General features: G+C 66.0%; 24 protein-coding genes and 1 pseudogene. 15 read left to right on the top strand and 10 right to left on the bottom strand.

The annotated features are described in order from the left end of the window. Positions 1-81 precede the first annotated feature (81 nt). Positions 82-2,586, top strand: coding sequence for a TonB-dependent receptor (locus AC07M1_RS05550; protein ID WP_495161567.1), 2,505 nt, complete (start codon positions 82-84; stop codon positions 2,584-2,586). Next, positions 2,586-4,046 carry a CehA/McbA family metallohydrolase gene (locus AC07M1_RS05545; protein ID WP_495161566.1) on the top strand — a complete coding sequence of 487 codons (1,461 nt, stop codon included), beginning with the start codon at positions 2,586-2,588 and terminating at the stop codon, positions 4,044-4,046. The genes AC07M1_RS05550 and AC07M1_RS05545 overlap by 1 nt, the downstream gene beginning before the upstream one ends. A 21-nt stretch (positions 4,047-4,067) precedes the next feature. On the opposite strand, the gene AC07M1_RS05540 is transcribed toward AC07M1_RS05545, so the two are convergent. Further along, positions 4,068-4,763, bottom strand: coding sequence for a DUF899 domain-containing protein (locus tag AC07M1_RS05540; RefSeq protein ID WP_495161565.1), 696 nt, complete (start codon positions 4,761-4,763; stop codon positions 4,068-4,070). Positions 4,764-4,783: 20 nt separating this feature from the next. Beyond that, positions 4,784-4,987, bottom strand: coding sequence for a hypothetical protein (locus AC07M1_RS05535; protein WP_495161564.1), 204 nt, complete (start codon positions 4,985-4,987; stop codon positions 4,784-4,786). A gap of 89 nt (positions 4,988-5,076) precedes the next feature. Here AC07M1_RS05535 and AC07M1_RS05530 point away from each other — a divergent pair, with 89 nt between their 5' ends. The 9 genes from AC07M1_RS05530 (at position 5,077) to AC07M1_RS05490 (ending at position 12,332) form a co-directional block, all read left to right on the top strand. Continuing rightward, the gene (locus AC07M1_RS05530; RefSeq protein ID WP_495161563.1) at positions 5,077-6,297 is read left to right on the top strand and encodes a helix-turn-helix domain-containing protein; all 1,221 of its coding nucleotides are present in this window, start codon (positions 5,077-5,079) and stop codon (positions 6,295-6,297) included. A gap of 29 nt (positions 6,298-6,326) precedes the next feature. Then, positions 6,327-6,770 (top strand): GFA family protein, encoded by a 444-nt coding sequence (locus AC07M1_RS05525; protein ID WP_495161562.1) that lies wholly within the window; start codon positions 6,327-6,329, stop codon positions 6,768-6,770. Further along, entirely contained in the window at positions 6,767-7,408 is a 642-nt protein-coding gene (locus AC07M1_RS05520) for a Vgb family protein (RefSeq protein ID WP_495161561.1), read from the top strand. Before AC07M1_RS05525 ends, AC07M1_RS05520 begins: the two co-directional genes overlap by 4 nt. Before the next feature lie 149 nt (positions 7,409-7,557). Continuing rightward, positions 7,558-7,740 (top strand): hypothetical protein, encoded by a 183-nt coding sequence (locus AC07M1_RS05515; RefSeq protein ID WP_495161560.1) that lies wholly within the window; start codon positions 7,558-7,560, stop codon positions 7,738-7,740. Positions 7,741-7,812: 72 nt separating this feature from the next. Continuing rightward, the gene (locus AC07M1_RS05510; protein ID WP_495161559.1) at positions 7,813-8,760 is read left to right on the top strand and encodes a class I SAM-dependent methyltransferase; all 948 of its coding nucleotides are present in this window, start codon (positions 7,813-7,815) and stop codon (positions 8,758-8,760) included. 317 nt (positions 8,761-9,077) lie between these two features. Then, the gene (locus AC07M1_RS05505) at positions 9,078-10,382 is read left to right on the top strand and encodes a Y-family DNA polymerase (RefSeq protein WP_495161558.1); all 1,305 of its coding nucleotides are present in this window, start codon (positions 9,078-9,080) and stop codon (positions 10,380-10,382) included. Positions 10,383-10,478: 96 nt separating this feature from the next. Further along, positions 10,479-10,865, top strand: a complete 387-nt coding sequence (locus tag AC07M1_RS05500; protein ID WP_495161557.1) for a hypothetical protein — start codon at positions 10,479-10,481, stop codon at positions 10,863-10,865. Between the two features lie 142 nt (positions 10,866-11,007). Next, positions 11,008-11,478: a carboxymuconolactone decarboxylase family protein gene (locus AC07M1_RS05495; protein ID WP_495161556.1), complete on the top strand. Its 471-nt coding sequence runs from the start codon at positions 11,008-11,010 to the stop codon at positions 11,476-11,478. A 2-nt stretch (positions 11,479-11,480) separates the two neighbouring features. Further along, positions 11,481-12,332 (top strand): sigma-70 family RNA polymerase sigma factor, encoded by an 852-nt coding sequence (locus AC07M1_RS05490; RefSeq protein ID WP_495161555.1) that lies wholly within the window; start codon positions 11,481-11,483, stop codon positions 12,330-12,332. Here the strand turns inward: AC07M1_RS05490 and AC07M1_RS05485 are convergent. Further along, entirely contained in the window at positions 12,329-12,871 is a 543-nt protein-coding gene (locus AC07M1_RS05485; protein WP_495161554.1) for an AAA family ATPase, read from the bottom strand. The genes AC07M1_RS05490 and AC07M1_RS05485 overlap by 4 nt on opposite strands. A 79-nt stretch (positions 12,872-12,950) precedes the next feature. Between AC07M1_RS05485 and AC07M1_RS05480 the strand changes: the two genes are divergently transcribed. Together AC07M1_RS05480 and aat are read left to right on the top strand one after the other, a co-directional pair. Then, the gene (locus tag AC07M1_RS05480) at positions 12,951-13,697 is read left to right on the top strand and encodes a ParA family protein (RefSeq protein WP_495161553.1); all 747 of its coding nucleotides are present in this window, start codon (positions 12,951-12,953) and stop codon (positions 13,695-13,697) included. Then, on the top strand, positions 13,694-14,443 hold the full coding sequence (gene aat, locus AC07M1_RS05475; protein WP_495161552.1) for a leucyl/phenylalanyl-tRNA--protein transferase: 750 nt from the start codon (positions 13,694-13,696) through the stop codon (positions 14,441-14,443). Before AC07M1_RS05480 ends, aat begins: the two co-directional genes overlap by 4 nt. Before the next feature lie 35 nt (positions 14,444-14,478). Here the strand turns inward: aat and AC07M1_RS05470 are convergent. The 6 genes and pseudogenes from AC07M1_RS05470 to AC07M1_RS05445 form a co-directional block, all read right to left on the bottom strand. Beyond that, positions 14,479-14,712 (bottom strand): annotated as a pseudogene (locus AC07M1_RS05470) (DUF2155 domain-containing protein); the annotation flags it as partial. 197 nt (positions 14,713-14,909) lie between these two features. Beyond that, positions 14,910-15,302 carry an NADH:ubiquinone oxidoreductase subunit NDUFA12 gene (locus tag AC07M1_RS05465; protein WP_495161551.1) on the bottom strand — a complete coding sequence of 131 codons (393 nt, stop codon included), beginning with the start codon at positions 15,300-15,302 and terminating at the stop codon, positions 14,910-14,912. Positions 15,303-15,377: 75 nt separating this feature from the next. Beyond that, positions 15,378-16,241 (bottom strand): formylglycine-generating enzyme family protein, encoded by an 864-nt coding sequence (locus AC07M1_RS05460; RefSeq protein WP_495161550.1) that lies wholly within the window; start codon positions 16,239-16,241, stop codon positions 15,378-15,380. Between the two features lie 75 nt (positions 16,242-16,316). Beyond that, positions 16,317-16,781, bottom strand: coding sequence for a DUF192 domain-containing protein (locus AC07M1_RS05455; RefSeq protein ID WP_495161549.1), 465 nt, complete (start codon positions 16,779-16,781; stop codon positions 16,317-16,319). A gap of 10 nt (positions 16,782-16,791) precedes the next feature. After that, positions 16,792-17,397 carry a cold-shock protein gene (locus AC07M1_RS05450; protein WP_495161548.1) on the bottom strand — a complete coding sequence of 202 codons (606 nt, stop codon included), beginning with the start codon at positions 17,395-17,397 and terminating at the stop codon, positions 16,792-16,794. 61 nt (positions 17,398-17,458) lie between these two features. Further along, a complete protein-coding gene (locus tag AC07M1_RS05445; protein ID WP_495161547.1) occupies positions 17,459-17,995 on the bottom strand; it encodes a regulatory protein RecX in 537 nt (178 codons plus the stop codon). 134 nt (positions 17,996-18,129) lie between these two features. Here AC07M1_RS05445 and AC07M1_RS05440 point away from each other — a divergent pair, with 134 nt between their 5' ends. Both AC07M1_RS05440 and AC07M1_RS05435 read left to right on the top strand, forming a co-directional pair. Next, positions 18,130-19,905 carry a fatty acyl-AMP ligase gene (locus AC07M1_RS05440; RefSeq protein WP_495161546.1) on the top strand — a complete coding sequence of 592 codons (1,776 nt, stop codon included), beginning with the start codon at positions 18,130-18,132 and terminating at the stop codon, positions 19,903-19,905. 159 nt (positions 19,906-20,064) lie between these two features. Next, positions 20,065-22,425, top strand: coding sequence for a putative bifunctional diguanylate cyclase/phosphodiesterase (locus AC07M1_RS05435; protein ID WP_495161545.1), 2,361 nt, complete (start codon positions 20,065-20,067; stop codon positions 22,423-22,425). Positions 22,426-22,566: 141 nt separating this feature from the next. Here the strand turns inward: AC07M1_RS05435 and AC07M1_RS05430 are convergent, their stop codons facing one another. Continuing rightward, on the bottom strand, positions 22,567-25,029 hold the full coding sequence (locus AC07M1_RS05430; RefSeq protein WP_495161544.1) for a putative bifunctional diguanylate cyclase/phosphodiesterase: 2,463 nt from the start codon (positions 25,027-25,029) through the stop codon (positions 22,567-22,569). Positions 25,030-25,166 lie beyond the last annotated feature (137 nt).

Raw genomic sequence — 25,166 nt, 5'->3', positions numbered from 1 at the left:
CGACCCGCCGCCATTGTGAAACCGGTTACCCCTAGGGCGCCCCGGCAGCCTCGCTGCCCGTAACATCCAAAGGGGACGACCATGACCATCCGCAAGGCGCTCGCCCGCGCCAGCGTTTCCGCGCTTCTGCTTTCCGTCAGCCTGCCTGCCATGGCGCAGGATCAGGCGACCGACGCCGCGCCCGAAGCCCAGGATGGCGAGATCATCGTCACCGGCCGTGCGGGCGCGGGGAATCGCACCAAGCTCGACACCAGCTATGCGGTCACCACGCTTTCGAACGACCTGCTGCGCTCGCGCGCGCCGTCGAGCGTGACCGAGACGCTGAAGTCGGTCCCCGGCTTCTGGGTCGAGGCGTCGGGCGGCGAGGGCTCGGGCAACGTCCGCGCGCGCGGCATCCCCGTCGATGGCTTCGGCTCGATCAACCTGCTCGAGGACGGCCTGCCCGTTCAGCACGACCCCGCGCTGGGCTATCTCAACGCCGACCAGGCCTTTCGCATCGACGAATCGATCGACCGGATCGAAGTCGTGCGCGGCGGTCCTTCCTCGGTGTTCTACTCGAACGCACCGGGCGGCGTGGTCAACTACATCACCCGCCGCGCGATGACCGAGACGACGGGCAATGCCCGCCTGCTCTACGGCCCGACCGCCGATCTCTACCGCTTCGACGGCTGGGTCGGCACGCCGATCGCCGAGGGCTGGTCGGTCGATGTCGGCGGCTTCTACCGCAGCGAGCGCGGCGTGCGCGACCCGGGCTATATCGGCAACAAGGGCGGCCAGATCCGTGCGGCGGTGCATGGCGAGTTCGCCGGCGGCCGCACCTCGATCAGCTACAAGCACCTTGCCGACAATGCGATCTTCTACACCGGCATCCCGCTGACCAAGGATGCGCAGGGCAAGATCGTCGGGCTGCCCGGCTTCGACCCGCATTACGGCACCACCGCCAGTGTCCAGACCCGTCGCCTGGCACTCAAGAGCGCGACCGGGCCGGTCGATTTCCGTCAGGAGAACGGCTCGCGCATCCGCCTCGACCAGTTCAGTTGGATCACCGACTGGGAATTCGGCGACGGCTGGAAGCTCAGCCACAAGCTGCGCTACCGCGACTCCAACACTGTGCGCAACGGCGTCTATCCCGCCTCGATCAGCACCGCGACGGCGCTCCTCAACACCTATCGCCCGCAGCTCCTCGCCGCCTTCCCCGGCGCGGCCAGCGTTCAGCTTCGCTATGTCGATGACGGTAGCGCGTTCAACGTCACCGGCCAGAACGGCAATGGCGATATCTTCATCAACGCCGCGCGCCCGGTGACGATCGAAGAGAGCGAGCTGCTCAACGACGTGCGCATCGCGCGCCGGTTCGAAGCGGCGGGCACGCACGACGTCGCGGTCGGCGTCTATTACGCCTATATCGACGAGACCTTCCGCCGCTACTCGGCTTCGACCGTGCAGGACGTGTCGAACAACAGCCGCCTGCTCAACCTGGTCGCACTCAACGCGGCGGGCCAGGTGGTCGGTTCGCTGACCGAGAATGGCGTCGCGCGCTACGGCTCCGAATTCGCCAACGGCTATGGCACGCAGAACACCGTCGCCGTCTATGCCTCGGACGAATGGCAGATCACCCCGGCGCTGCGCATCGACGGCGGTCTGCGCTGGGAACAGGTGACCGCACGCGGCGCGCAGGAGGGCAGTCGCACCGTCAACCTCGGCAACGCCGCGACACTGGCCGACGACAGCGTCCTTACCGGCAACGGCGTGTTCACGCCGTTCGACCGCAAGTTCGAGAAGCTCGGCTGGACGCTCGGCGTCGACTGGAAGTTCATGGACAATGCCGGCGTCTTCGCGCGCTACACCTCGGCCTTCCGCCTGCCCAGTGTCGGCAGCTTCATCACCAGCGCCACCGCCCAGCCGGTGACGCAGGGAATCGACATGTGGGAAGCCGGCCTCAAATATAATTCGCGCTTCCTCAGCCTCTACGCGACCGCCTTCCTCACCGATTTCGACTCCTACGGCATCGGCAACACGCGCTTCGACACGGCGACCAACGGCTATATCAACCAGACCGTCTATACCGACACGCGCGCCTATGGCGTCGAGTTCGAGGGCGTCGTGCGCCCGGCACCGTGGTTCGACTTCACACTCAACGCCACGTGGCAGGAACCGACCTTCCGCAACCTGCGCTATGCCGAGCTCGGCAGCGCCAACGGCCAGCCGACGCTCATCAACCGTGACTATTCGGGCAACCAGCTGCTGCGCGTCCCACGCCTCGCGCTGCGCGCCACCCCGGCGGTAACCCTGTTCGGCGATCGCCTGCGCGCGCAGGCCGATGTCGAGCATTACAGCAAGCGCTATGCCGACGCCGCCAACACCTCGACGCTGCCGGCCTATACCGTCGTCAACGCCAGCGTCCGCCTGAAGGTCACGGAGAATATCCAACTTTGGGCCTATGGCGACAACCTGACCAACACCATCGGCCTCACGGAAGGCAATCCGCGCGCGGGTGAGCTGACCAGCGGCCAGGCCAACGACCTGTTGTTCATCGGCCGCCCGATCCTCGGCCGCAACTTCCGCTTCGCCGTGGACTTCAAGTTCTGATGCGCCTTCGCCTCCTGCTCGCGGCACTTGCGTGCCTGGCCACACCCGTCGCGGCGCAGGAGGCGGACCGCATCGTCACCGGCGAGATCACCGGTGCCGATCATCAGACCTACAAGGCGATCCCGTTCGACGTCCCCGCGGGCGTCGAACGGATCACCGTCCGCCTGACCTATGACAAGGCGAACAAGACCGTCGTCGATCTCGGCGTGTTCGATCCCGAGCGCTTCCGTGGCTGGAGCGGCGGCACCCGCGACCGCTTCACCTTGAGCCCAAGCGACGCAACCCCCGGCTACCTCCCGGGCGCGCTGCCCGCCGGCCGCTGGCAGATCCAGTTCGGTATCCCCAACGCGCGCAAGGACGCCCACAACCCCTACCGCGTCGACATCTTCTTCGACCGCGGCACGATCCGCAACGCCAGCGCCGCCATCGCCGACGCCCCGCTCAAGGCGGGCCCCGGCTGGTATCGCGGCGATCTCCATATGCACAACGCGCATTCGGACGGCAGCTGCGACAGCCAGAGCGGCAAGCGCGTCCCCTGCCCGCTCTACCGCACCGTCGAAGCCGCGACGCAAGCGGGCCTCGATTTCATCGCGGTCACCGATCACAATACCAGCTCGCACTTCTCCGCGCTGCGCGAGCTTCAGCCCTTCCATGACACGCTGCTGCTGATCCCGGGCGCGGAGATCACCACCTTTGGCGGCCATGCCAATATCTTCGGCCAGTCGCGTTGGGTCGATTTCCGCGTCGGCAGCCCGTCGGTCCCGGACATTGCCGCGCTCCAGAAGGATGTCGCGGCGGCGGGTGCGATCCTCTCGGTCAACCACCCCGCCCTCCCCTCGGGCGAGGCATGCATGGGTTGCGGCTGGGTCTGGCCGGACACCGACTGGAGCAAGGTGACGGCGATCGAGGCGATCAACGGCCTCACCACCCAGCCGCCGCTCGCCGGGCTCGACTTCTGGTACGACAAGCTCAACCGCGGCTTCCGTATCACCGGCATCGGCAGCAGCGACAATCACGACCCCGCTGCCGCGCGTCCGGGCAGCGCGCCGATCGGCCGCCCCACGACCGTCGTCCACGCCCGCGACCTCTCCCAGTCCGCGATCCTCGACGGCATCCGCGCCGGCAACGTCTTCATCGATGTCGAGGGCAGTCGCGACCGGATGCTCGAGGTCGCCGTCATCTCGGGCAAGACGCGCGCGGCAATGGGCGAAACCGTCGCCGCTCCCGCCGCCACGCTCTCCGTCGAGGCACGCGTTACCGGCGTCGCGGCAGGCACGGCGCACCTGATCGCCAACGGCAAGGAACTTGCCCGCGCGCCCTCAGCACCGGCCATCAGCTTCAACATCCCTCGCGCCGCCGCCTGCGGGTGGGTTGCCGTCAATATCCTCGGCCCGAACGACCGCAAGCTGCTGATCGGCAACCCGGTCTATATCCAATGCAAGGCGGCGCCCCGGCGCTGAGGGCCGGGACACCGCCGCGCGTCAATATTCGTCGTGCAGCCGCACCCAGCTCATCGTGCCGCCGGCCTCGTTGCGGCCCTTGGGGGCAAGGTCGAGCCAGTTCATCGCGCCCATCAGCAGTTCGGTGCCACGATGATAGGTCGAGTAGCTGTGGAAGATCTCGCCCGCGTCGTTCTTCGCGAACACGCTGACCCCGAACATGTCGGCGCTGCGCTGGATCGTCGTCAGCCCGTAATTGTAGCGCGCCGTCCCCGCCTCGCGCTCCTCGGCGGTGAACGAGACGCAGAAGTCGTAGTTGAAGTCGTTCTCGCCCGACGACACCCAGGGGAAGGTCCACCCCATCCGCGCCTTCGCCGCCTCGATCTGCGCGACCGGCGCGCGTGACACCGCCGCGAAGGCAAGGTCGGCATGCTCGAAATGCTGCCGCGCCGGATCGACATGATCCATCGTGTAGGAACAGCCCGGGCAGAGGTGATCCTTCCCCGGCGTCAGCATGAAGTGATAGACGGCGAGCTGGCTGCGCTCTCCGAACAGGTCGCCCAGCGTGCGCGGCCCGTCCGGCCCCTCGAACACATAATCCTTCTCGACCTTGACCCAGGGCAGCCCACGCCGCTCCACCCGCAGTTCGTCGAGCGCATGGGTCATCGCGCGCTCCTTCTCGAACAACGCCTTGCGCGCGCTCATCCATTCCTCGCGCGATACGATCTCATGTTGCATCGTCTTGCTCCTTCTTGAAGTCAGCCGCGCCGGTTCATCCAGGGCGGCAGGTGAAACAGGCTCATCAGCAGGTACATCGCGGTCATGCCGTCGACCGGCAGCACCGTGGCGCCCGCCGCGCACAGCGACAGCGGCGGCGCATCGGTGGCGGAGATCAACGCCATCGCCGCGAACACCGGCGCGGCGGCCAGCCGCAGCACATGCGCTCGCTTGTCTGCTGCCATCGCCCTTGCCATGTTCGCGTCTCCGTCGGTTCGATCCTGAACCTAGGTCCGCGCGGCGCCGGGGTGAGAGTTACAAGTGTGACGCGATTATGGACTCGCTGATCAACGCCGCCGCCCGCGCGCTCGCCGCCGGCAATCCGCTCGCCGCGCTCGACCGGGTCGCGCTGCGCGAGGACCCGCCCGCGCTGGCGCTGCGCGGCATCGCGATGGCTCAGCTCGGCGACCTCACCCGTGCCCGTGATCTGCTCCGCCGCGCCGCCCGCGCCTTTGGCGCCCGCGAGCCGGTCGCCCGCGCCCGCTGCATCGTCGCCGAGGCCGAGATCGCGCTGGTCTCCCGCGACTTGGGTGAGCCGGCGCGGCGGCTGGACGACGCGCGGGCAACGCTCGAAGCCCATGGCGACCGCGCCAACGCCGCCCATGCCGCCTATCTCAAGGCAAGGCGATTGCTGCTGATCGGACAGCTCGACGCGGCCGCGCGCGCGCTCGAAGCGATCGATCCGGCCGCGCTGTCTCCCGCCTCGCGCGCCGCCGCCTGGCTCGTCGCGGCCGGCATCGCCATGCGCCGCATCGAAGCCGCCCCCGCACGCGCGGCACTCAACCGCGCGGCCACGGCGGCGAAGCAGGCAGGCATCCCCGGACTGGCAGCGGAGGTCGAGCGCGCCGCCGAAGCCCTTGCCGCACCGGCCGCCCGACTGCGCACATCACACGGGGAAACACAGATCGATCTCGCGGGCGTCGAGAACGTGCTGACTTCGAACACGCTGGTGATCGATGCCTGCCGCAACGCCGTTCGCACCGGAGGAACGACCGTACCGCTCGGCAATCGCCCAATCCTCTTCGCCCTCGCCCGCGCCCTTGCGGAAGCATGGCCGCGCGATATCACCCGCCTCGCCCTGCTCCAGCATGCATTCCACGCGCGCGAGGCAGACGAGTCGCATCGTGCACGGCTCAGGGTTGAGATCGGGCGGCTGCGCGCCGAACTCGACCCGCTGGCGCAGATCAGCGCCACCGAGGACGGCTTCATCCTCCAGCCCCGCGACAACCGCCCCGTCGCCATCCTGATGCCGCCGGAGGAGGAGGCACATGCCGAGATCCTCGCGCTGCTCGCCGATGGCGAGGCGTGGTCAAGCTCCGCGCTCGCGCTCGCGCTCGACGTCAGCCCGCGCACCGTCCAGCGCGCGCTCGAGGGGCTGGCGGCCTCGGGCAAGGCCGACAGCGTCGGGCGCGGCCGCGCATGCCGCTGGATGGCGCGACAGGTGCCAGGTTTCCCGACAAGCTTGTTACTCCCGGCGCTTTCGGGCGGCGGATAATCGTGGCTCCGCAAACACGGAGCCACGACATGACCACACCCTATACCGGCGGCTGCGCGTGCGGCGCGATCCGCTATTCGATCGTCGGTGAACCCGCGACGATGAACCTGTGCCAATGCCGCACCTGCCAGCGTGAGAGCGGAACCGGGCACGGCGCGCACCTCACCTTCGCCGGGGCCGACGTGACGCTCACCGGAACGGCGACGCGCTGGGAAACCACCGGCATCGACGGCACACGCAAGCAGCGCGGCTTCTGCCCCACCTGCGGCGCCCCGGTCTTCATCGCCCTGCCCGATATGCCGCAAATCTTCATCACCAGCGCCGCCAGCCTCGACGATCCGTCACGCTACCGGCCCGAAGTCGTGTACTGGGCCAGCAGCGGCCATGTTTGGGACACCCTCGATCCCGCGCTCACCCGGTTCGCCAGACTCCCGCCGGAACTCACACCGGCCACGACAGGAGAGATCGCATGAAGCACGCCTCAGCCGAAATCCTCCGCGAATACGGCCCCTTCTCCGGCGATGTCGGCGGCGTCAGCTTCGACGGCACGAAAGTGTGGTTCGCCGCTGACGGTCGGATCAACACACTCGATCCTGACAGCGGGGAGATCACCGGCGCGCTAGACGTGCCCGCCGATGCCGGCACCGCATTCGACGGCACCCATCTCTGGCAGATCGCCGAGGCCGTGATCCGCAAAGTCGATCTCGCAACGGGAGAGGTCCTCGCCACGATCCCTGCACCGGGCAATGGTGGCGATTCAGGCCTCACCTGGGCGGAAGGATCGCTATGGGTCGGCGAGTATCGCGCCGGGCGTATCCACCGGATCGACCCGACAACCGGCGCGATTCTGCGCACCATCCAGTCGGACCGCTTCGTCACCGGCGTCACCTGGGTCGATGGCGAGTTGTGGCACGCCACCTGGCAGGATGATGAAAGCGGCCTGCGCCGGATCGACCCAGGAAGCGGCAAGGTGCTCGAACAGCTCGATATGCCCGCCGGCACCGGCATCTCCGGCCTCGAATCCGACGGCGCGGGTCGCTTCTTCTGCGGCGGCGGTGGCAGCGGCAAGGTGCGCGCGGTACGCCGCCCGGGCCATGCCCTGGCCGCCTGAAGCCATCTTCCTGCTTTGCTAATGCCAAAGCGTACCAATCGCCGTCGAAACCTAATGGCGCCGCCCGCTATCTGAAGCGGGCGGCGCAAGGTGCGTCGCGCCACGCGGCCGGTTTCGCGCCGCAGGACTCCAACCCATGAGCGACGACCATGAATGTCGCACTTCTCCAATTCGGGCTGCTCGCATTGGGCATCCTCAATCTCGCGCTGCTGTTCCGGCTCGGCCGGCGGCAGCGGCGACAGGCACGGACCCACGCCGCGCTGGTCGAGCGCCTGCTGCGCCGCCGGTCGCGGCTGGCCCGCGACGACGCATTTCCGGGCCGCTTTCGCTGACCAGCTTCTGGCGCGCCGTCGATGGCGACGTCACGCCCCGTTCCTGACCTCCACTCCATCGGAGTCACATCCATGTCATACCGTTTCGCCCCGCCGCTCGCCGGTATGGGTTCCGCCGACTCGCGCCCGGCCAGCGCCCGCCACGCCGCCGACGCCTATGACGCGACCGGCACCGCCTATCTTCATTATGCCGATGGCCCGAACGATCAGCAGGGCCATTTCTCAAGCCGCTACGCCTTTGCCGACCGCACGCTGTGGAACCGGATCGAGGCGAGCCTCATCGCGCTCCACGCCAGCGGACGCCGCGCGATCCGCATCCTCGACATCGGCTGCGGACCCGGCACCTGGACGATGCGCACCGCCCGCCGTGCCGCGCAGCTCGGCTTCACGGGCATCGAATGCCGCGGCATCGATCCATCGCCGGGCATGATCGCGCTGGCGACGCAGGCGGCGACCGGCGTCGAAGGCGCTGCGATCGGCCTCAGCTTCGAGGTCGCCGATCTGCACGGCGCGCTCGCATCGGAAGATGATCACGGCGCCGATCTGGTGCTGTGCCTCTATGGCGTCTTCAACCACCTTGCCGCTCCGCTCCGCGCTTCGGCGGCAGAGGCGCTGGCTCGGGTCAATGGCGGCACGCTGATCGTCACCGCGCGCAGCGTCGGCAGCCTGCCGACCATCTATGTCGCGGGCATGGAGCAGGCGGCACATTATGTGCAGGACAATGACGCCGATCGGATGGAGGTCGATCTGGCCGATGGCACCCATCTCGCCTTCGATTCACACCTCTTCCGGGCGAGTGAATTGGCCGCGCTGTTCGCCCCGCATTGCCCGGTCCGTGAACTGACCGGTCTCGACCTGTTCCACAGTCGCTTCGCATACAACCCCGCCTGGAATCCGTCGGGCGCGAATGGTGCCGAGACCGCCGAGCGGCTCGCCCGGCTTGAACAGCTCTGTGCCGCGGACGAGGTGCTGATCGACAGCGCCGCGCACATCATGCTGGTGGCTGAGCCGCACCTCTAGCCGCCACCCCCACCGACATCCCGGCCTCGTGCCGGGATCCACCGGGAGGCAGACGCAGGACTGGAGCCTCATGCCCGGCCCTCGCGGCATGGTGGACCCCGGCACAAGGCCGGGGTGACGGATAGAGGGGCGCGTGCGGCCGCCTCAAACAACTTTCCTACACGCATCCGGCATGCCTATCCTTGTCCCGCTTCGGCCGCTCTTTGACAGTTTGCATCCCGTTTCGGACTCGCGCACGCGTAGGAGCGTGACTTTTGGGACTTTCCACGCGGCGCGCGGCACGTGACTCTCCCGCGCCGTTCCACTATTGTTCCGGCATGGCCACGGCCCCGCTTCTCGACCTTCCCCCGCGCCCGCTGCGCTGGCTGTATCTCGACCTCAACAGCTTCTTCGCGGCGGTCGAGCAGCAGCTGAACCCGGACCTGCGCGGCAAGCCGATCATCGTCGCGCCGGTCAACAGTGACACCACCGTCGCCATCGCCGCGTCGGTCCAGGCGAAGAAGTTCGGCATCGGCACCGGCACCCCGGTGTGGGAGGCGAAGCGCCTGTGCCGCGACCTGATCGTCACCCCCGGCCAGCACGAGAAATATGTCGAGTTCCACAATCTGATCGTCGAGGAGATCTGGAAGCACATCCCGGTCACCTCGATCGGCTCGATCGACGAGGTCGCGTGCCGCCTGCTCGACAACGAGAATGATCCCGAAACCGCGATCGCCCTGGCCAAGCGGATCAAGGCCGGCATCCGCGCCAATGTCGGCGAATGCCTGACCAGCTCGGTCGGCATCGCCCCCAACCGCCTGCTCGCCAAGCTCGCCAGCGACATGCAGAAACCCGACGGCCTGACCGTGCTGACGCAAGACATGCTCCCCCACCGCCTGTTCTCGCTCAAGCTGCGCGACATCGCCGGGATCGGCCCGAAGATGGAGAAGCGGCTGGCGCAGCAGGGTATCCTCGATATCGGCCAACTGTGCGATCGGCGGCCGCGCGACGCCGGCTCGGCCTGGGGCGGGGTCAATGGCGACCGGCTCTGGTATCTGCTCCACGGCTTCGACCTGCCCGAAAAACCGACGCAGAACCGCACGATCGGGCACAGTCACGTCCTCAGTCCCCGCAAGCGCGGCCTGGAGCCGACCCGCCTCACCGCCCGCCGCCTTGCCCTCAAATCGGCCAGCCGGCTGCGACGCAAGGGCTATGTCAGCCGACTGCTCGTCCTCCACGCGCGGTTCGAGGATGACAAATCGACCTGGCGCACCTCGATCAAGCTGCCTTCGACCCAGGACAGCTTCACCGTCCTTCACGCCCTCGACTCGATCTTCCCGCGCCTCGCCGAAGCCGGCCATGCCCGCAGCCATGGCTTCGCGATCCGCATGATCGGCGTGACGCTGGCCGAAATCGCGCCGCTGGAGGGCGAACAGGAATCGCTGTTCGCCGCGCTCGACCCCAATGATCCGCTGGCCCGCGAGACCCGCACCCTGTCGCTCAGCAAGGCGATGGACAGAATCAACGAGAAGTTCGGGCGGCACGCGGTATCGGTCGGGCCGATGGACGGCAGCCGTGTCGACCGGGTGGGAACAAAAATTGCGTTCGGCCGCATCCCCGATCTCGACGAATTTCACGAATGAATCCGAAGCCTTCGCGATTGCACCGGAAAACGCTTTCAGCCGGGGTACGATGTATCCCTTGACGTTAATTGCCGCATAAGCAAAGGAGCGCGCGCTATGAAAATGCGCCCCCTCTCCGCCGCCATCGCGATCGCGCTGCTGCCGCTCGCGGCCTGCAAACCCGAGCCCGAAGTCGTCACCGACCGCGCGCCCGACCCCATGGAAACCGCGCTGAAGAACGCACCGGCCGTCGAACTGCCGCCGTCGATCAAGGCGTCGGTGTCGATGCGCTGCCAGCCGGGCAACGCGCTGGTCTTCGCCGAGTTCTTCCAGGGCGACAAGCTGGTCAAGGTCCGCACCGACAAGGCTGCGCCGTGGACCGACCTCAAGGCCCCCGAAGCCGGCCAGCCCTTCGTTGCGGAAGGTGGCTACAAGCTTACCGGCAACGAGAAGTCGGCGACCGTCGAGCTGCCGGGCAAGGGTTCGCTCAGCTGCAAGGGCTGATCGTCCAGCCATTCCCCAATTCAAGGGGCCGGCGGCACAAACCGCCGGCCCCTTTTACATTCTGATCTTTTTTTTGCGGCCGATGTCACATCCGCCAAGTGCCGCTCGTCATGTCAGTGCAACCCAAGAAGGAGCACCTGCCATGACCCCGAAACTCGATCCGTTCGCCGCCGCCCCCAGCGTCATGAAGTCCTGGTTCGCGGCCTCGACCGCCATCCAGAACAGCCTCGAGCCGTCGCTGATCGAACTGGTCAAGATCCGCGCCTCGCAGATCAACCAATGCGCCAACTGCCTCAACATGCACACCGTCGAGGCCCGCGCGCTGGGTGAGACCGAACAGCGCATCTACCTTCTCTCCGCATGGCGCGAGGCCCCCGTCTTCACACCGCGCGAGCGCGCCGCGCTGGGCTGGGTCGATGCCTTGACGCGGCTCTCCGAAGGCCACACGCAGCGCGATGCCTATGACGCGCTCGTCGCCGAGTTCACGGAGGAAGAACAGGTGAAGCTGACCCTGATGATCAACATCATCAACGGCTGGAACCGCCTAGCGGTCGGTTTCGACCTGTGGCTCGAGCCGGCGGCGGCCAAGTCGCTTCAGGCTCATGCCGCGTGAGGATGAGCGATCAAGAGGGCGCGGCGGCGAGTTTCGACCCGCTGCGCCCCAAGCTCATCCGCGTCGCCTACCGCATGCTCGGCTCGGTCGCCGACGCCGAGGATGCGGTGCAGGAGGCGTTCGTGCGGTGGATGGGCACCGATCGCTCGGCGGTGCGCGAGCCAGAGGCGTTCCTGCGCCGCACCGTTACTCGCCTGTGCCTCGACCAGCTCAAATCGGCGCGCCACCAGCGCGAAACCTATATCGGCCCCTGGCTGCCCGATCCGGTGGTCGAGGAAGAGCCGGAAGAGGATGTCACCCTCCCGCTGATGCTCGCACTGGAGCGCCTGTCCCCGCTCGAGCGCGCCGCGTTCCTGCTTCACGACGTGTTCGGCGTCGAGTTCGAGGAGATCGCCAAGACGCTCGATCGCGACGCCGCCGCCTGCCGCCAGCTAGCGGCCCGTGCCCGCGCGCACGTCCGTGCGGGGCGCCCGCGCTTTCAGGTCGAACAGGCCCGCGGGCTGGAGATTGCCGAGGCGTTCTTTAACGCTTCCCGCACCGGCGACATGGCCGCGCTCGGCGCGATGCTCGCCGCGGATGTCAGCATGCATTCGGACGGCGGCGGAAAGCGCCCAGCCGCGCGCATGGTGATCCTCGGTTTCAACCACGTCATGAAGCTGCATAAGTCACTCGCGGTGCTGTTCGGCAAATACGGCTCGAAGCTGGTACGCACCTGCTTCGTCAACGGCCTTCCCGGCTTCGTTACGCTCGAGGCCGACGGCGAGATCCAGACCACCGCGCTGGAGATCGAGGACGGCCACGTCGTCGGCATCTACCAGATGCGCAACCCGGACAAGCTGCGGCATCTGCACTAGGCGCCGATACACTCCGTCACGAACCGCACCCGCTCCGCCACGCTGGCGAGCGGTAGCGGCACCAGATCATAGCCCAGCTCGGTATAGACCCGTGCCATCATGTCATGGGTCGCCGCAGCTTCGACCTTGTTCTGCCGTCGCTCGGCGTCCTGCGCGTAGATCGCCGGCCAGTGCGGCGCGATGAACACAATGCGGTTGTAGCGGAACGCCGCCCCGGCGCGCTCGACATGCGCGGGCACCGGTAACCCGCACAGTCGCAGATAGCCGATCACATCCGGAATGCCGCGATCCAGCACGACCGGCCCCGGCAATGCCAGCGCCTCCCGATGCGAACGCAATTCCCATCCGAGCATCTGTTCGGCAAAGGCCGTACGGTCACCCCAGGGCAAAGCATCCCCACCGATCGCCACCTGATCGCGGATGATCGCGCGCCCGGCCTCCGGCATCGTCACAACCCCTTCAGTCGACAGCGCGGCGATCAGACTCGACTTGCCCGACCCTGGGCCACCGGTGATCACGAACAGATGGTCTGTCGTCATCTTGTTATCTCCCTCAGGAACATTGATGATGGTCGCGCCGGACATCCGGCGCGTTGGATTTCTCGGGCGGAGGCAGGGTTTGGCGGCAATCGCGATCTACAGCCTGAAGGGCGGCGTCGGCAAAACCACGCTGGCGGTCAACCTAGCCTGGTGCGCCGCCACATTGTCGGCCCGTCGCACGCTGCTCTGGGATCTCGACCCCCAGGCCGCGTCCACCTTCCTGCTCGGCGGCACACGGGGCAAGGTCCAGGCACAGTCCGTCTTCACCAAGGATGTCGAACCGTCGAAGCTCGCCCATGCGACATCCATCGACCGGCTCGACCTGATCGGCGCCGATGCCTCGCTGCGCGGGCTCGATCTACTGTTCCACGAGCTCGACAAGAAGAAGCGTCTCGCCAAATTGCTCGGCCAGCTCGATAGGGCCTATGACCGGATGCTGCTCGACTGCCCACCCGGCCTCACCGAGACCAGCGAACAGGTCATGCGCGCAGCCGACCTGATCGTCGTCCCGGTCATTCCCTCCCCTCTGTCCGAGCGCGCGCTGGCGGAGGTCGAGGCGCATCTGGGTGGAAAGGGCAAGGTGCCGCTGATGCCCGTCCACTCGATGGTCGATCGCCGCCGCAAGCTTCACGCCGAGGCGCTGGAACGTCACCCCGACTGGCCGGTGATCCCGATGGCCAGCGTGGTCGAGACCATGGCTGCGCGCCGCGCGCCGGTCGGCGCCTTTGCGAGCCGCACAACCGGCGGCAAGGCCTTCGCCGAACTCTGGCAAGCGATCGAGAAGCGCCTCGCCAAACCGCGGAAAACGGCGTCAAAGAAGACATGACCCGCCCCACGCCCCGTTCGGCCGATCTCGATCCCGATCTGGTGCTGCGCGCCTATGCGATGGGCGTATTCCCGATGGCCGAGCATCGCGACGAGGCCAGCGTCTTCTGGGTCGAGCCGCGCCAGCGCGCGATCATGCCGCTCGACGGCTTTCACCTCTCGCGCTCGCTGCGCAAGACGATCGCCGGCGACCGGTTCCGCGTCACCGCCGATGCGGCATTCGAGCAGGTGATCGCGCTCTGCGCCGAATCCGCGCCCGACCGGCCCGACACCTGGATCAACCCGGCGATCGAGAAGGTCTTTGCCGAACTGCACCGTCGCGGCTTCGCGCATTCGATCGAGACCTGGGACGGTGACCGGCTGGTCGGCGGTCTCTACGGCCTCGCGCTCGGCCGGGCCTTTTTCGGCGAATCGATGTTCAGCCGTGAGCGCGACGCGTCGAAGGTCGCGATCGCGGCGCTGGTTGCCCGGCTGCGCGTAGGTGAATTCGAACTGCTCGACTGCCAGTTCATGACGGACCACCTCGCGTCACTCGGCGCGGTGGAGGTGCCCCGCGAGACCTATCTCTCGATGCTCTCGGTCGCACTCGGCGAAGGCGCTGCAGGGCTCGCTTCGGGCGTGGCGGGGGTTTCGGCCGATTTCGGCGCGCTCGACGCCTTGGGTGCGGCGCCAGACGCGCCAGCGCCCACTTCCTCACCGCCCGTTTCCGGGAAAGTCATCGCGCAGCTCTTGACCCAGACGTCATAGACGGGGTGCTGCACGACATTGAGGGCCGGGCGCTCCTTGTAGAGCCAGCCGGAGAAGGCGCGCTTCCACTTGCCGTCGCTCTCGCGCACGTCCACCTGCGCGAAGGCGCCGGTATAGGGTTCGCTCTCCCACGGCGCGGTCTTCTCGCACGCGCGCAGCCGCAGGATCACATCGCCCGCGCGGACCGCCTGTCCCGGCTTGAGGGTGATGTCGCGAGCTTGTCCGTTGCGCTTATTGAGCAGCCCCAGCACCGCGACCCGCTCCGCCATCGGCGTCGCGCCAGCGGTCAGCGCGGCAGCATTGGTCGCGTCAGTGGTCACCACCTCTTCGCCCGGTCCGGCCTTGGGCGCGACCTCGACCGTGTCGGCGGCGGCAGTCTTGTTCTGTGGCGCGTCCCCTCCGAACCAGCCGCATCCAGCCAGCGCGAGCGGCGCCAGCGCTAGAACGGCGGGACGGAACGAGGTCATCAGGCGCCGGGCGTCCAGGCTTCGTAATCGCCGGTTGCGCCGATCCGCTTGCCGCCTACTTCCAGTGCACCCGCAGGGCGATACGCCTGGGCAGTGCCGGTCAGGTTCGGAACCGCGGGCTTCTCCCACTGACGCACCGGCGGCAATGCGCGATCGGGCACATCGTCGATCTGGTGGTGCAGCCAGCTGAACCATTCGGGCGGGACGCGGCTCGAATCGTTCGATCCCTTATAGATCACCCAGCGGCGGGTCATGCCGTGCATGTTCTGGCCGCCTTCATAATAGACATTGCCCAGCGCGTCCTCGCCGACCTGTTGCTTGCCGCGCAGGCCAACCCAGGTGCCGAAGGTGGAGCCGTTCCACCAGGTGAAGATGTTCGCGAAGATACCCATGCCCCGCGCTTTACGCGCCCAGCGCGGCGGCGGCAACGGGGGATGGAGCAGAACGAGCCATGAACATGGCAGTTGCTAGCGGCTGAGGATCAACCGAACGCCGGCATGTGCGGCGTAGCGTCCATCCCAAATAAGCGTGTACCAAGTCGCAGCGACACCTTTTTCCCATTCTGGAGAATGCCTGTCGCTACCTTTGATCACGACGCGATCGCGCGTGCGCGTGCGACGCGCCACGTCGTCGTCAGGATAGCGCTGAAGCCATTGTTCTCCCGATATGATATCGGCAGTGAGTTCCATCACGTTGCCCATGAGGTCGTGAATCCCCCAGCCGTTCGGCGGAAAGAGCCCGACGCGTACACCCCGCGGACGCGCCCAAAAGTCGTGAATGTCGGGAATCGCAATCTCGTCCGCACGCCCGACGCTGCTCCCCGCCAGCGCTTCCCGCTTAGGATCCACAGCGCTCCCCCAAGGGAAACGCGCCGACGCGTCCCCGGCTCGTGCGAACCACTCCCACTCCTTTGCGGATGGAAGCGACACGCGATAGTCTGTTCGTTCCTCCAGCCATCCAATATAGCATCGGATATCCTCGACCCCCAAGATGACGATCGGCCAATCCACGCGAAACTTGTCCAAATTGGCAGCGATAACAGCGTCGGAACGTTTCATATCTTCAGAGTCGAAACCGCCTCGATATGGCTTGGGGAGTGAACAGCGGCCAGCATCCACCGCCACAAGGTAGTTTCTCCAGGTCAGCTCGTATTTGGACACCGCCTCGATCCGCCGCATTCCGGCCGGCGCAGCAGGGACGGGGACAAAGACTGGACAATCCTTGCACGCCTGGAGCTCGGCTTCGATCCGCCGTTCCGGCCTTCCCTCCTGCGCAGCCGCAGACAAATGAAGGCTGGCTAGCAGCAACGGAAACGCAATGACGCCTTTCATGTAGCCTCACGACGAATGTAGATTTCAGCAGTCCGATAGCGAAACCGGCAACCACCATAGCGCATGGTCCACAGCCTAACGCCAGCTCACCTTATCCCCCGGCGAGATTCCCAGTTCCGCGGCCTTGCCGCCCAACACCTCCAGCACCGCTGCGACCGGCTCGCCCGATCGGACCTGCGCTTCGGACAGCGGTACCGTGTTCTCGCCGATATGCGCGATCGTGCCGTCGGCGCGGATGAAGATGATGTCGAGCGAGGTCGGCGTGTTCTTCATCCAGAAGCTCGCCTCGCGCGGGGCACCGCCGCCGGCTGGATAGGGCGCGAACAACATCCCGCCATCGGCGGGAATATCGGTGCGGTACATCAGTCCTTGCTGCTGCTCCGCCGGGGTCCGCGCGACATCGACCGTGAAGACATGCTTTGCGCTGCCGCTCTCGATGGTGACGACCGCTTTCGTACCCACCTCAACGGCAGCGGAAGCGTTATCCGCCTCGCCGCTCTTGCATCCCGGAACCAGTGCCAACGCCGTCAGCGCCAGCAACAGCGGCGCCTTACTCCACCGCTTCCACGACGACCGCAAGCGGCCCCTTGTCGCCATCGACGATGCGGGCACGAAGCGGCTGATCGGGTTCAACGTCATAAATCTCCGCCCGGCGCAGGGTTTCCATATGCACAAAGATATCGGCCGAATCACCGTCGCGCACCAGGAAACCATATCCCTTCAGCCGGTTGAACCATTTGACCGTGACCGGTTCGAACGGTCCGGCCGATTCGATCAGTTGCATCCGATCGGCCCGGTCGCCGCCGCTGTTGCGCGGCTTGGGCGGCTCCACCGCGTCGGTCAGGTCGATCGACAGAATCTCCAGCGCCTGCAACCCGCGCTCGCGGCGAAGCACGGTGCATTCGACTCGCGCGCCTTCGGGCAGGCTGCGGCGGCCATGCGGCTGAAGCACAGAGAAATGGATCAGGATATCACCCGCTGACGGGTCGTCGGCGACGAGGAAGCCGAAGCCCCGCGTCACATCGAACCATTTGACCGTTCCCGAATATTGCTCCCCCGAACAATGTTCATCGTCTGCGCCATCAGCAATCGGCAACACCGCGCCTGCCGGCACGGGTACAAATTCGCTCGACGCTCGCTGCGGGTCGATACGCATTCAGACATTCCCCCTGACCCGCAACATTAACACAGCATTTCCGGCAGATGCGAATCCTTTGTTACCAATCGGTTTCAAGCAACGGGTCCACGCATTCCCCCGGATTCATGCGTGCGATTTTCCATGCCAGATCGGGCGAATGGCCCGCCCGCACCATCGCCGCGACCTGCTTGGCAAGCTTGTCGCGGTCGGCCTGCGTCTCGGCGAAAGGACCGATCCGTCGCTTGCGGGCGAAGGCAAGCGCGGTTTCGTTCGTCCGCTCGGTGACCTGCGACGCAATGGCCTCCGCGTCCCGTTCCCGAACACCCGCGTGGCGCAGGGCATCGTTCACGCGCCGCGCACCCAGGCCGCGACGCGCCATCGCGGAAGCCTTTGATTCGGCGTAGATCCGATCGTTGACATATCCCAATTCGGCGAAGCGTTCCGCAATCGCGACAGGGTCCGCCGGCTCGCCTTCCCACCCCCGCTCTCTCACCTTCCGCGTCAGGTAACTGGCCAGTTTTCCGCGGGTCGTCGCAAACCGCTCGACATAGCGTAGCGCCAGCCGCTCGAGCGCAGCGACGTCTAGAGGGCGCGGAGGGCGGCGTTCGGGGCGCATGCGCCTTGTTTGTGCCACAGTGGCAACCGAATTTGAACGCCAGTGCGTAGCAGAGCCGCCCGCATTTCTTGATGTGGGGCCAATGTTGTCTAGATGACGGGCGGCCGCCGCGATCAGGGGCACGGATTTAGGATATGGTTTTGAACGTCAAGGATATGGTCGACGGGAACGGCGCGGTGCTGCTGCCGACCCCGACCGAAGATGCGCTTCCCCGCCGCCTCGCGGATTTCGCGACGCTGGGCGATGCGCTGGACTATGCCGCGCAGGGACTGCGCGGGCTGAATTTTCACGATGCGCGTGGCACGCTCACGCGTCCCTATCCGTTCAGCGAAATGCGCCAGGATGCGCTGGCGCAGGCGCGGCGTCTGATCGCGGCCGGTGTGAAGCCCGAGGATCGGATCGCGATGATCGCGGAGACCGGCCCCGATTTCGCGTCGCTCTTCTTCGGCGTCATCTATGCCGGCGCCTGGCCGGTGCCGCTGCCTCTGCCCACGAGCTTCGGCGGCAGCCAGCATTATATCGACCAACTCTCGGTGCAGCTCGACAGCTGCGACCCCACGATGCTGTTCTACCCAGTCGAACTCGCCGCGATGGCCGGCGAGGCCGCACGCCTCAAGGGCGTCGAAGGTATCGATTGGGAAAGCTTCGCGACTCGTGAAGCGCCCGAGGCGGAGCTGCCCCAGGCCAAGACCGACGACATCGCCTATCTTCAATACAGCAGCGGCTCGACCCGCTTCCCGCACGGTGTCGCGATCACGCACCACGCGCTGCTCAACAACCTATCGGCGCACAGCCACGGCATGAATATCCAGGATAGCGACCGCTGTGTCTCCTGGCTGCCCTGGTATCATGACATGGGTCTGGTCGGCTGCTTCCTGTCGGTCGTCGCGAACCAGGTTTCGACCGATTATCTCAAGACCGAGGATTTCGCGCGCCGCCCGCTGGCGTGGCTCGATCTCATCACCCGCAACCAGGGGACGACCCTCTCCTATTCGCCGACCTTCGGCTACGATATCTGCTCGCGCCGCATGTCGAGCCAGACCAAGGCGGCAGAGCGGTTCGACCTCTCGCGCTGGCGGGTCGCGGGCAATGGCGCGGACATGATCCGGCCAGACGTGATGCAAGCGTTCGTCGATGCCTTTGCAGATGCTGGCTTCAAGGCCTCGGCCTTCCTCCCCAGCTATGGTCTGGCCGAAGCGACGCTCGCCGTGTCGATCATGCCGCCGGGTGAAGGCATCGTCGTCGAACTGGTCGAGGAAACCCAGCTGTCGGGCGGCAACCATGGCGAGACCAGTTCATCGCGTCGTCCGCAGCGCTTCCGTGCCATCGTCAATTGCGGCAAGGCCGCAAAAGACATGAAGATCGAGATTCGCGAGGAGGACGGCACGCCGCTGCCCGAACGCGCGATCGGCAAGGTGTGGTGCAGCGGCCCGAGCCTCATGGTCGGCTATTTCCGCGATCCTGAATCGACCGCCGCCTGTCTGCAGGACGGTTGGCTCGACACCGGCGACATGGGCTATCTTTCGGACGGCTATATCTACATCGTCGGCCGGGCGAAGGACATGATCATCGTCAATGGCCGAAACCACTGGCCGCAGGACATCGAATGGGCGGTCGAACAATTGCCCGCCTTCAAGCAGGGTGACGTCGCCGCCTTCGCGATCACCACGCCGGGCGGTGAGGAAACCCCCGCCGTGCTCGTCCAGTGCCGCACCAGCGACGAGGCGGAGCGTCTCAAGCTGCGCGAGGAAATTCGCGAACGCGTACGCACCGTCACCGGCATGAACTGCGTAATCGAACTGGTGCCGCCGCGCACCTTGCCACGCACCAGCTCGGGCAAGCTCAGCCGCGCCAAGGCGCGCAATCTCTATCTCAACGGCGAGATCAAGCCCTACAGCATCGCCGCCTGAGCCTTCGAAACGGCGGCGTTGGTCGTTTTCTGCCCGATCGGGTACGAAAACGGCCAGCCCTGACCTTCACTCGCTGGCTACCCGAACCGGTAGAAAAATTTCGTGCCCCGGTTGATCACCTAACCTCTCGCTAACCCAATTTGGGTTATTTGCGACGACGTGACGAGCCAGACAACATCCCAGTTCGCCAGACCGCGCATCGATGTACGCGCGCTGCTCGGCCTGTATGACCCTGCGGACACCACCGACTGGGGTCCGATTCGCGCCGCCCAGATGAATGCAGGCAGTCAGCTCGCCCTGTTCATGCTGGCCGCGAATGTCGTCGGTGCCGCACTGATGACGCTCAATTTCGCGCCCATTTTCCCACTGTGGAAGCTCGCAAGCTGGAGCGCGCTGGTCGCGGCGGTCGGCGTCACCGTCGCCTTTCGCCGCCTCGCGGTCCGCCACCGGACGGAGCGAACGGCGACCCTCAAGGACGTCCGCGAAACCGTGCTTGACGGCATTTCGCTGGGCGCGGTCTGGTCGATCGCCCCATTGTTCTTCGGTCCCTCCGCCAATGCCGATCAAGCCGCGGCGATGTGGATCGTGCTGTCGATCCTGATGGCCGCTTCCGCGGTCGCGATGGCCGCGCTGCCACTGGCGACAATTTCCTTCCTGGCCGTTCTAGGCGGATCCGCTGCGGTCTCGCTCGCGCTTACCACCGCCCCGGCACTGGGCGCCGCCTCCCTGTTGTTCACCGTTCTGCTGATCATTGCCTGCTTCTCGCGCGGCAAGGCGCTGGTCGTGATCCGCGCCAACGAGATCGCGCTGGCCGAGCGGGACGAGACCGTCAGCCTGCTGCTGCGTGAGTTCGAGGACAAGTCCGCCGACTGGCTGTGGGAAACCGATGCGCAGCGCCGCGTTGTGCGCGCCAACCCGCGGTTCGCTGTTTCGTTGGGCGTCGACCCCAAGGCGATCAACGGCATGCCGTTCCTTCAGGTGCTCGCCGGCACCGCCTGGGAAAGCGGCAATTTCTCCCAAGGACTCCGCGAACTAGCCGAGCGGATCAAGCAGCGCGAACCGTTCCGAGACCTGCTACTCCCCGTCTACATTGACGGCGTCGAGCGGTGGTGGGAAATGACGGGATCGCCCCGCTTCAACGAGGAAGGCGGCTATGTCGGCTTCCGTGGGGTCGGCTCCGACGTCACCGAGGCGCGCGAATCGGCGAACAAGATCAGCCGCATGGCACGCTACGATCCGCTGACCGGGCTGCCCAACCGTCTGCTGATCAATGAAGCGCTGGGCACGGCGATGACCGAAGCCGAAAAATGGGGCTCGCGCTGCGCCTTCATGATGATCGATCTCGACCGGTTCAAGGCGGTTAACGACACACTTGGCCACCCGGTCGGCGACCGGCTGCTGAGCCGCGTGTCGGAGCGGCTCAAGCAGTTGATGACCGCCAATGACGTGATCGGACGGCTGGGCGGCGACGAGTTCGCCGTGGTGGTTCGCGACGCAACCGACAGCGCCGCAGTGGAACGGCTCGCGCAATCGATCATCACCGTGCTGTCGCAGCCCTATGAGGTCGATCAGCACACGCTCTTCATCGGCGCTAGCGTCGGCCTCGCAATCGGACCGCGCGACGGGCGAACCGCAGAGATGCTGATCCGCTCGGCCGATCTTGCGCTCTACCGATCCAAGGACGCGGGCGGCGGCGTCTTCCATGCCTATGAGCCCGAACTTCACGTCCAAGCCGAGGAGCGCCGTGTGCTCGAAATGGCGCTGCGCGCCGCGCTCGAGAACGATCAGTTCCACCTTCTCTATCAACCAGTGGTGCAGAGTGGCAGCGGCAAACTAACAGGGTTTGAGGCATTGCTACGCTGGACTCATCCGGAACTGGGCGCGATCTCTCCCGCCAAGTTCGTGCCGCTGGCCGAGGAAGCGCGGCTGATCGCGCCGATCGGCGAATGGGTGCTGCGCGCGGCGTGCATCGAAGCCGCGACCTGGGACGATCCGATCCGTGTCGCCGTCAACGTCAGCCCTGATCAGCTTCATAATCCGGCCTTCGCCTCCTTCGTCGCCGCCGCACTGCGCGACAGCGGGCTGCGGCCCGACCGGCTCGAGCTCGAAGTGACTGAAAGCGTCTTTATGCGCGAAGGTACTGCCGCTGTGCGCACGCTGGAGACGATCCTAGACATGGGCGTCCGCCTCAGCCTCGACGATTTCGGCACCGGCTATTCCTCACTCGGCTATTTGAGCCGCACCCGCTTCTCGTCGATCAAGGTCGACCGCAGCTTTGTCCAGGGCGCGTCCACGGGAAGCAAGGAGGCGATCGCGATCATCCGCGCCGTCGTCGCGCTCGCCGACAGCCTGGGCATGGCCACTACCGCCGAAGGTGTGGAAACCGAGGACGAGCACCGGCTGGTCCAGGCACTGGGCTGCACCAAGGTGCAGGGCTATTATTTCGGTCGCCCGCTCCCAGTGATCGAGGCACGTGGCTTGGCTATCCGCGGCTCAGACGGCACCAGCGTCGCCGCCTGATCACAGCCACAGAATATGTGGTGAAACGTCCCAAGCATCTCTCTCGGCCCGGGCCGTGTACTAGCATCTGCCTGAACACTGTGGACGCCTTAGGTGCTCTCGCGCCTGAGAGGATCGTTGCGATCTCTGACCGGTCGCTGGCTACGCGGCCGCAGAGCGAGCGGGTAGCGTCGCGCCTCGCCCGGGCATCTCGGGAGAGAGTATCCCCGCCCATTCTTTGACCCATCCGGCGGGATCGGTACAGGGCGCCGCCCGGCGTGCGATCACGCCGCGCTTGTAGCGACCGATCGACGCCGGAACGCCGACCAGATAGCCCTGGATCTTGTCGCATCCCTCGGCCAGCAGCAATTGCATCTGTGCCTCGGTCTCCACCCCTTCGGCGATGATCGACATGCCCAGCCCCTTGCCCAGCCCGATCACCGCGCGGACGATCGCGAGCGATTCGCGACTGGTCGTAAGATGTTCGATGAACGATCGGTCGATCTTTACTTCGTCGAACGGAAAAGCGCGGAAATAGGCGAGCGAGGAATAGCCCGTACCAAAATCGTCCATCGCGACACCGACGCCCAACGCCTTGATCGTGCGGAGCGCTGCCAGCGTCCCATCAGGATCGCCGACCAGCAGCCCTTCGGTCACTTCCAGATCGAGCCGCCGCGGGCTGAGCTTCGCGTCGGACAGCGCGGATACGATCATGTCCGTTATATCGGTCTGCGCGATCTGCGCGGGCGAAAGGTTGACCGAGATCTTCAACGGCTGCCGCCACCGGCCCGCCTCGCGGCACGCGCTGCGCAGCACCCATTCGCCGATCGGGGCGATCATCCCACCATCTTCCGCCAGCGGGATGAATTCCGCTGGCGGAATTTCACCATGTTCAGGATGGGTCCAGCGCAGCAACGCCTCGAAGCCAATAATCGCGCCCGTCACCAGGCAAGCGATCGGTTGATAGACTAGGCTGAGTTCGCCTCGCTGCAGCGCGAACTGCAGATCATGCTGAAGCTCAAGCCGCCGGACCAGCTGCTCGTCCATATTCGCGTCGAAAAAGCGCATCGTGCCGCGCCCCTGCGCCTTGGCGCGATACAATGCGAGGTCGGCCTTGGTGTGCAGTTCCTCCACGGAGATCGCATTCTCGGGATGAATCGCGATACCGATGCTCGCTCCGGTCCTAATCGATCGGCCCGCCACCTGCATCGGCACCGCCAATGCGTCCAGGATCGCACGCGCGAGCGATGCCGCGCGGTGCGGCTGGTCTCCACCGGGCTGGACGATCGCAAACTCATCGCCGCCCAGTCGCGCCAGCGCCTCATGCCCGGTCATGCACTCACGAATACGTCGCGTCACCTCGACCAACAGCGCGTCGCCAGTCGCATGACCGTGAACATCGTTCACCGTCTTGAACCGGTCGAGATCCAGACACAGCAAGGCAACCGGCGCCTGCTCATTTGATCGCGTCAAGGCATCGGCAAGCAGGTGGTTGAGGCTCAGCCGGTTGGCGGCGCCGGTCAAAGGGTCGTGCGCGGCCAGATGCGCGATCCGCGCCGCCGCCGCGGTCTGTTCAGACACGTCGCGGAGCACCACGAAATCGCGGTCAACACCAAGCAGCTGCCCGCGTCGGAACGCCATCTCGACATCGATCCGCTCGCCATCCCGCGCCCGCAGCTGCGTGTTGAAGAAGCCCGGCCCCAGCCGCTGAGGCGTATCGGCCGGCACTTCGGGCAACAGCGACGAAAGCTCCAACCCTTCAGGCGGGTGCACTGGATCATAGCCCGCCAGCCCCCAGAAGGTGGTGTTGGCGTCGACGACCACGTCATTCTCGAGAATCGCGAGAGCCTCCAGCGCGCTTTCGCTAAAGCTCTTGAGCCGGTCCGCCTCGTGCCGGGCGTGCCGTGCAATCCGGGCTTCGGCCAATGCGGTCACCAGCCCCACCGCCAGGATTGCCGCCGCCAGCGTCGCGATCAGCAGCGCCACCGTCTCCGATTCGATCGTGCTCGGATCGATCGTCAGCCCCGATTCAGGGTAAATCGTCACCGCCGCCATCGATCCGAAATGGATCGCGACAATCGCCGACACGAGAGCCAGCGCTGGAAGCAGCGGGACGCGTCGCCAGCGCCGTTCCGCCCAGTGGAAACCCAAATAGCTCAACACCACCCCGACCGCGACTGATCCGGCGATCAACGTGCCATCATAGGTAATCCGCCCCGTGGTCTGGAGCGCCGTCATCCCAGTCTTGTGCATCGCGGCCACACCGACGGCGAAGATCGCGGGAGCCGCCATGCGCCAAATGACGCTCTTGGCGAAGAAGGCACGCCACGCCGCCGTCGATGCAGCGACCCCGACGCCGATCGACAAAGCCGTGCGCAATGGATCATAGGCTGTGGGCAGTTGCGGCTGGTAGGCGAGCATCGCGATGAAATGGGTCGCCCAGATACCACCGCCGGAAACAAAGCCCAGCGCCGCAAGCCAGCGCACACGCCGCCGGGCGCGCATCTCGCCGATCTGGGCCGCGAGCATGAAGGCAGTCACCATCGAGAGCAGGCAGACCACCGCAGCCACGACGACAAGTCCGAAGTCATGCTCCGTCGTCAAGCAGGAAAGTACGCGCAGCACGGCCCCTCCCTAAAGAAGATTAGAGGTTAGTATCATGTCCTTATCAAGCGATGAAGACTTGAACCTACCCGATCTATTAATTGAATCCGTCGATTTCGGGCGAATCGATAGTAAAATCTGAGGAAACCAATCACACA

Source organism: Sphingomonas sp. GW821-FHT10C01, assembly GCF_059415525.1.
Note: the sequence above shows the minus strand (reverse complement) of the source record. Positions and strands in the feature narration are given on the sequence as shown.